This is a genomic window from Bathymodiolus azoricus thioautotrophic gill symbiont, assembly GCF_001298715.1.
Taxonomy (GTDB): domain Bacteria; phylum Pseudomonadota; class Gammaproteobacteria; order PS1; family Pseudothioglobaceae; genus Thiodubiliella.
In genome coordinates, this window is sequence record NZ_CDSC02000242.1 from 1 (window position 1) to 6510 (window position 6510).

At 39.5% G+C, this 6510-nt stretch carries 4 protein-coding genes; 1 reads left to right on the forward strand and 3 read right to left on the reverse strand.

Annotation, left to right across the window (positions count from 1 at the left end):
* Positions 1-446 precede the first annotated feature (446 nt).
* From alaS to BAZSYMA_RS04630, 3 genes are read right to left on the reverse strand one after another with little or no spacing between them, the layout of a single operon-like run.
* Entirely contained in the window at positions 447-3044 is a 2598-nt protein-coding gene (gene alaS / locus BAZSYMA_RS04620) for an alanine--tRNA ligase (protein ID WP_090716119.1), read from the reverse strand.
* Positions 3045-3082: 38 nt separating this feature from the next.
* Positions 3083-3700, reverse strand: coding sequence for an L-threonylcarbamoyladenylate synthase (locus BAZSYMA_RS04625; protein WP_090716122.1), 618 nt, complete (start codon positions 3698-3700; stop codon positions 3083-3085).
* Positions 3700-4524, reverse strand: a complete 825-nt coding sequence (locus BAZSYMA_RS04630) for a PHP domain-containing protein (protein WP_090716125.1) — start codon at positions 4522-4524, stop codon at positions 3700-3702. Before BAZSYMA_RS04630 ends, BAZSYMA_RS04625 begins: the two co-directional genes overlap by 1 nt.
* Before the next feature lie 53 nt (positions 4525-4577).
* Here BAZSYMA_RS04630 and glmS point away from each other — a divergent pair, with 53 nt between their 5' ends.
* Positions 4578-6419, forward strand: coding sequence for a glutamine--fructose-6-phosphate transaminase (isomerizing) (gene glmS / locus BAZSYMA_RS04635; RefSeq protein ID WP_090716128.1), 1842 nt, complete (start codon positions 4578-4580; stop codon positions 6417-6419).
* Positions 6420-6510: the final 91 nt, after the last annotated feature.

A 6510-nucleotide genomic window follows, 5' to 3' on the forward strand; every position in this document is an offset into this window, starting at 1 on the left:
ATTGTTATAAATCAATGTTTTGTGTGGTTTTTAAGGGTTGACTATTTACCTTCACAGCGATAATGTTTTTTCTAAAATTAAAATATCACGACTACTTTTGCCAATTCTCTTGGCAAGTTGTTTTTGACTCGGTCCTTGATGAAATCTTTTGGTTTTTTGCAGTTTTGGTTTTGTTATATTGCCAATAAAACAAAAATCGGCAAGTGGTGGGCAGTATTTTAGTGGGATGTTTTTGATTTTATCATTTTCCCACCGGCAGATTGTTGTAGTATTTACACCAAATTTTTCAGCCGACTGTAATTGTGAAATTTATTGTTTGAGTCTCTTGGATTTTATGTGTTCACCTAGTGTATTTAAGAGCTTTGTATGGCGCAATTTAACCTTAAGAAACCTTTGCATAAATAGGAGTAATCATCATAAACCCGCTTGAAGCGGGTTTTTATTGTCTAAATTAGCCCCTTAACTGAAGCCAATGCTTCATCTACCTTACTAGATTCTGTACCGCCACCCTGCGCCATATCTGGACGACCACCGCCCTTACCACCAACTTGTTGCGCAACATGATTAAGGATTTTTCCTGCTTGGTATTTATCAGTTAAATCTTTGGTAACACCAGCAACCAATGATACTTTATTGCCACTAACAGCTGCTAATACGATAACTGCTGAACCGAGTTTATCTTTAAGTTTGTCGACAATATCGCGCAAATCTTTGCCATTCACCCCTTCTACAACACTAGCGAGTACAGATACGCCATTCACACCTTGCGCTTGGTTAACCAAATCATCACCTTGGTTGCTGGCAAGTTGTTTTTGCATAGAAACAATTTGCTTTTCTAATTCTTTTTGTTGTTTTATTAACTGTGCTACTTTTTCTACAACTTGTACACTACTTGACTTGGTCATCTGTGCAATTTGATTCAAGTTATCTTGTGTTTGATTATCAAACTGATAAGCACTATAACCCGTAACTGCTTCAATACGACGCACACCAGCAGAAACACCGCCTTCTGAGGTAATTCTAAACAATCCAATATCGCCAAGTTGATTGACATGAGTGCCACCACAAAGCTCTACTGAAAAATCGTCTTTACCCATAGTTAAAACCCGTACAGTATCGCCATATTTTTCACCAAACAGTGCCACTGCACCTTTCTTTTTAGCGGTGTCAATATCGCTAACATCGGTATGCACTTTAGTATTAGCTAAAATTTTACGATTGACCATACCTTCAATTTTATCAATTTCAACTTTGTTAATTACCTCATCATGTGAGAAATCAAAACGCAGTTTTTCACTATCAACCAATGAGCCTTTTTGCGTTACCGTTTCGCCTAAAACCGTGCGCAATGCAGCGTGTAATAAATGCGTGGCTGAGTGATTTCTAGCAATGCATTTGCGAGATTTTTTATCAACGACAGCTGCTAACACATCACCTACTTTTAAAATACCTTTATTTAAAATACCGTGATGCTCAAATGCACCTGATTTTTGTTTCTGTGTATTGCTAACTACAAACGCAACCGTATCATTTGAGAGTATGCCACAGTCACCAATTTGTCCTCCTGACTCGGCATAAAAACTTGAAGTAGCAAGCACAACAATACCGTGCTCGCCTGCTTCAATTTGTTCCACCAATTCGCCTTCTTTAATAAGGGCTTGTACTGAGGAGGAACTTTCCAACTGCTCATAGCCTAAAAACTGTGTTTGTTCGCTAATATCAACGCCTTTTTGCAGGGTTTTAAAGTCCCCTGCTTGACGGGCTCGATCGCGTTGCTTGGTCATTTCAATTTCAAAGCCAACCATATCAATGGTTAAACTATGCTCTCGTGCTACATCAGCAGTTAAATCAGCTGGAAAGCCATAGGTATCATAAAGTTTAAATACAGTTTCACCGTCAATCTCATTGCCTTTAAGTTGAGTAATCGCTGCGGTTAAAATCCCCATACCTTGGTCTAGTGTCTGTGCAAATCTTTGCTCTTCTCGCTTTAATACTTTTTCAACATTTGCCAAAGCTTTTTTGAGTTCTGGGTAGGCATCTTTAAGTTCTAATGCCAAAACTGGCGCTAAACGATAGAAAAATACTTTATTAATACCAATTTTATGCCCGTGACGAATGGCACGACGAATAATGCGTCTGAGCACATAACCACGCCCTTCATTGGATGGAATCACACCATCTACCACCATAAATGCAGTTGAACGAATATGATCAGCAATCACGCGCACTGAGGCATTATCTTGCTTAATACCACCGTCTTCTTTGGTTAATCCAACAATGGCTTTGGTTAAGGTTTTAAAGCCATCGGTGTCATAATTATTATTTTTGTGTTGCAATACCGCAGCCAGGCGCTCAAGCCCCATGCCTGTATCCACACAAGGTGCAGCGAGTGGCTTAAGATAGCCATCTTCTTGCTTATCATATTGGGTAAAGACCAAATTCCAAATTTCAATATATCTATCACCATCTTCATCAGCATGCCCCGGTGGTCCACCTGCAATATTTTCACCATGGTCATAAAAGATCTCACTGGATGGACCGCACGGACCAGTATCACCCATTTGCCAAAAGTTGTCTTTAGCGCCACAACGAGAAATGCGATTTCTAGGGAATCCGATTTCATTCACCCAAATATCTTCCGCTTCATCGTCTTCTTCAAATACACTAACCCAAAGCTTTTCTTTAGGTAGTCTAAGTTCAACCGTTAAAAACTCCCAAGCGTATTGAATCGCCTCGCGTTTGAAATAATCACCAAATGAAAAATTACCCAACATTTCAAAAAAAGTATGATGGCGCGCGGTGTAACCTACATTCTCTAAATCATTATGTTTGCCCCCTGCACGCACGCACCTTTGACAACTCGCTGCACGATTATAAGGGCGTTTTTCCACGCCACTGAACACATCTTTAAACGGCACCATGCCAGCATTAACAAATAATAAAGTTTTGTCATTATGCGGAATGAGTGAAGCACTTGGCTCAATAGTGTGTCCTTTTGATGCATAAAAATCTAAGAATTTTTGTCTAATTTGTGCCGTTTTCATTGTAATACTTTAATAACTAAAAAAAATAAAGGATTGAATTATACTGAAATGAGCGAGGTGTCGCCCGCACCTTGGCGAATAATTTCAACACTATCACCTGATAAATCAATGACTGTAGTTGGTTCTGGCGGACAATAACCACCATCAATAATCATATCAACTTGCTTATCCAACGCCTCACGCACATCGTAAATATGATAGAACTCACGCCCCTTTAAAATCAGAGAAACGCTCACAAGTGGCTCATTCAGTGCTTCTAAAATGGATTGAACCACACTGTGAGCGGATATTCTTAAGCCAATGGTTTTTTTCTTAGGGTGTAGTAGGCGTTTTGGCACATCACGAGTGCCTGCTAAAATAAAGGTGTAAGCCCCAGGCAAGATTTTTTTTAATAAGCGAAAGGCATTATTGTCCAACTTTGCATACTCGCCAATATGAGATAAGTCACGCATCATTAGAGTAAAGTCGTGTCGCTTAGACAAGTTACGAATACACCTAATTCGCTCCAAGCCTTTTTTATTGCCCATTGCTGTACCTAATGCATAACCAGAATCCGTTGGATAGACAATTACACCACCCGCATTGAATTCATCTACCACTTGTTTAAGCAAGCGATTTTGTGGATTCTGCGCGTGAATTTCCAATAATTTTGCCATTACCAATCTCTCCATAATGCTCTATCAGGATTAGAAAAATCCTTTAAACACCCAATTTTAATTCTCTGATTATTCCAACCATGGTAATCTGAACCACAAGAATGCAATAATTCATGTTCATTTGCCCACTTTGACATTAAGGTAATTTCGCCGTCCGTGCTATGGGCAGTTATAACTTCCACGCCATCAAGTCCAGCATTTGATAAGTGCGAAAGCATTCGTTGAATTTTAGTATTAGTCATACGATAACGCAAAGGATGTGCCAATACTGCTACACCACCTGCGGCATGAATCCACTTAATCACTTCATCAAACCGCGCCCATTTCCCGCCAACACCGCCAGGTTTTTTACCTGTTAAGAATCGTCTAAATACAGATTTCATATCTTTGCAAATGCCTTCTTGAATGAGCATTTGTGCAAAATGCGTACGCGTTATCATATCGGTCTTGGCAAGTGCTTGGGTTTTTTCCATTGCACCCACCACACCTGCACCGCCCAAACTACGCGCCATTTTTTCAGCTCTAGTTTTGCGAAAATCTTGATGTTGCTTTAATCCCGAACGCAAAATCGGATTATCTTTATCAATATTAAGTCCAACAATATGAATGGTCATCTTACTCCACATGGCTGATATTTCAACACCATGTACCAACTTAATATTCTGGTTATTCGCTTCTTGTTGTGCCTCAATTAGCCCATCAGTTGTATCATGGTCGGTAAGCGCAAATACATTGCACCCCGATTCTTTTGCCAGACATACCACTTCGCTGGGTGATAAAACGCCATCGGAATAATAGGAATGGTTATGTAAATCAATTGTCATAAGTGTTATTATATTGACTATAATTTCAAACATTAATCTTAATTATTGTTTATATGTGCGGAATTGTTGGCGGTATTTGTCAAAACAATATTACACCCCTCTTAATTGATGGCTTAAAACACCTGGAATATCGTGGTTACGACTCGGCAGGTTTGGTTGTGCTAACACACGATAATGTACTACAACGCGCAAGAGCAGCAGGAAAAGTTACCAATCTTGAAGGTTGCATTAATGCAGAAATAGTCAATGGTACGATTGGTATTGCTCATACTCGCTGGGCAACGCATGGCAAACCTTCTACAAAAAACGCACACCCTCATATTTGTAACGATAGCGTTGGCGTGGTACATAATGGCATTATTGAGAATTTTTTAGCGCTTAAAACCCAGCAACAGGTGCAAGGCTATCGCTTTACTTCAGATACTGATACTGAGGTGATTGCACACGGCATTCACCAAGCATTAAAAAAATGTGGCACTTTATTAGAGGCGGTGCAAACTGCCATTACTACTTTCCAAGGTGCCTATGGTGTTGGCGTGATCTCACCACAACACCCAGGACATATTGTCGCTGCTAGAAGTGGCTCACCTTTGGTAATCGGCTTGGGTGATAAGGGTAATTTTATCGCTTCAGATCAAATGGCATTAATTAGCATCACCAAGCAATTTATATTCTTGGAGGAAGGTGATATTGCTGATATTACTAAAGATTCTGTGACTATTTTTGACAAAAATGGCACAAAAGTTGAAAGAGAAATCAAAATCTCAAAACTTAAAAAAGGGCAAATCTCAAAAGGTGATTATGCACATTATATGCAAAAAGAAATCTTTGAACAGCCGCAAGCCATCAGCGACACATTAGAATCTCGTATCACCAAAGACAAGGTACTAATATCAGCTTTTGGTCACGAAGCAAAAACCATATTTAAAAAAATTGAACATGTGCAAATCATCGCCTGTGGTACGAGCTATAACGCAGGTTTAGTGGCTAAATACTGGCTGGAAGATATTGCCAGGATACCTACTCATATTGAAGTTGCTAGTGAATATCGCTATCGTAATCCAATTATTTTAGACAATACTTTATTTGTTACCATTTCTCAAAGTGGTGAAACAGCCGATACCTTGGAAGCACTTCGAACCGTTAAAAAATGCAATAAAAAAATTTATTCGTTAACAATTTGTAACAGCGCTGAATCAAGTTTGACTCGCGAATCAGAGCTCACTTTCTTAACCCATGCAGGTCCTGAAATCGGCGTGGCAAGCACTAAGGCATTCACCACACAATTAGTATCATTAGCGCTACTATCAGTTGCCCTTGGCAGATGCCACAACCAAGTATCAAAGGAGCAAGAGGCTTCCATTGTTGACGGACTAAATCGCCTGCCAAATTTAATCAAAAAAACGCTTGAGCAAGAAGACCAAATTATTGAGCTTGCCAAAACCTTTAAAAACAAGTTCAACGCATTGTTCCTAGGCAGAGGCTCAATGCACGCCATCGCCATGGAAGGCGCACTTAAACTCAAAGAAATTAGCTATATCCACGCTGAAGCTTATCCTGCAGGTGAACTCAAACATGGTCCGATTGCCTTGATTGACAAAGATACACCCGTGATTGTTGTGGCTCCAAATGATGAATTATTAGACAAATTGAAATCCAACTTACAAGAAGTCAAATCTCGTGGTTCACATATGATTGTGTTTGAAGACGAAGCTTCAAATATTGAGCCAATGGAGGGCATGAGCATCATTCCCACCACACACAACTTAGGACGCATCACTGCCCCAATCATCTTTACTATCCCATTGCAATTGTTAAGTTATCATGTAGCATTGATTAAAGGCACCGATGTTGACCAGCCAAGGAATTTAGCCAAATCAGTAACGGTTGAATAATATTAACTCGGCATTAAACACACGGTATTTTAATGTTGAGTTAATACCCTATCAAGTTTATCATCATATTTGAGCAAACTTTCTTGGTAAT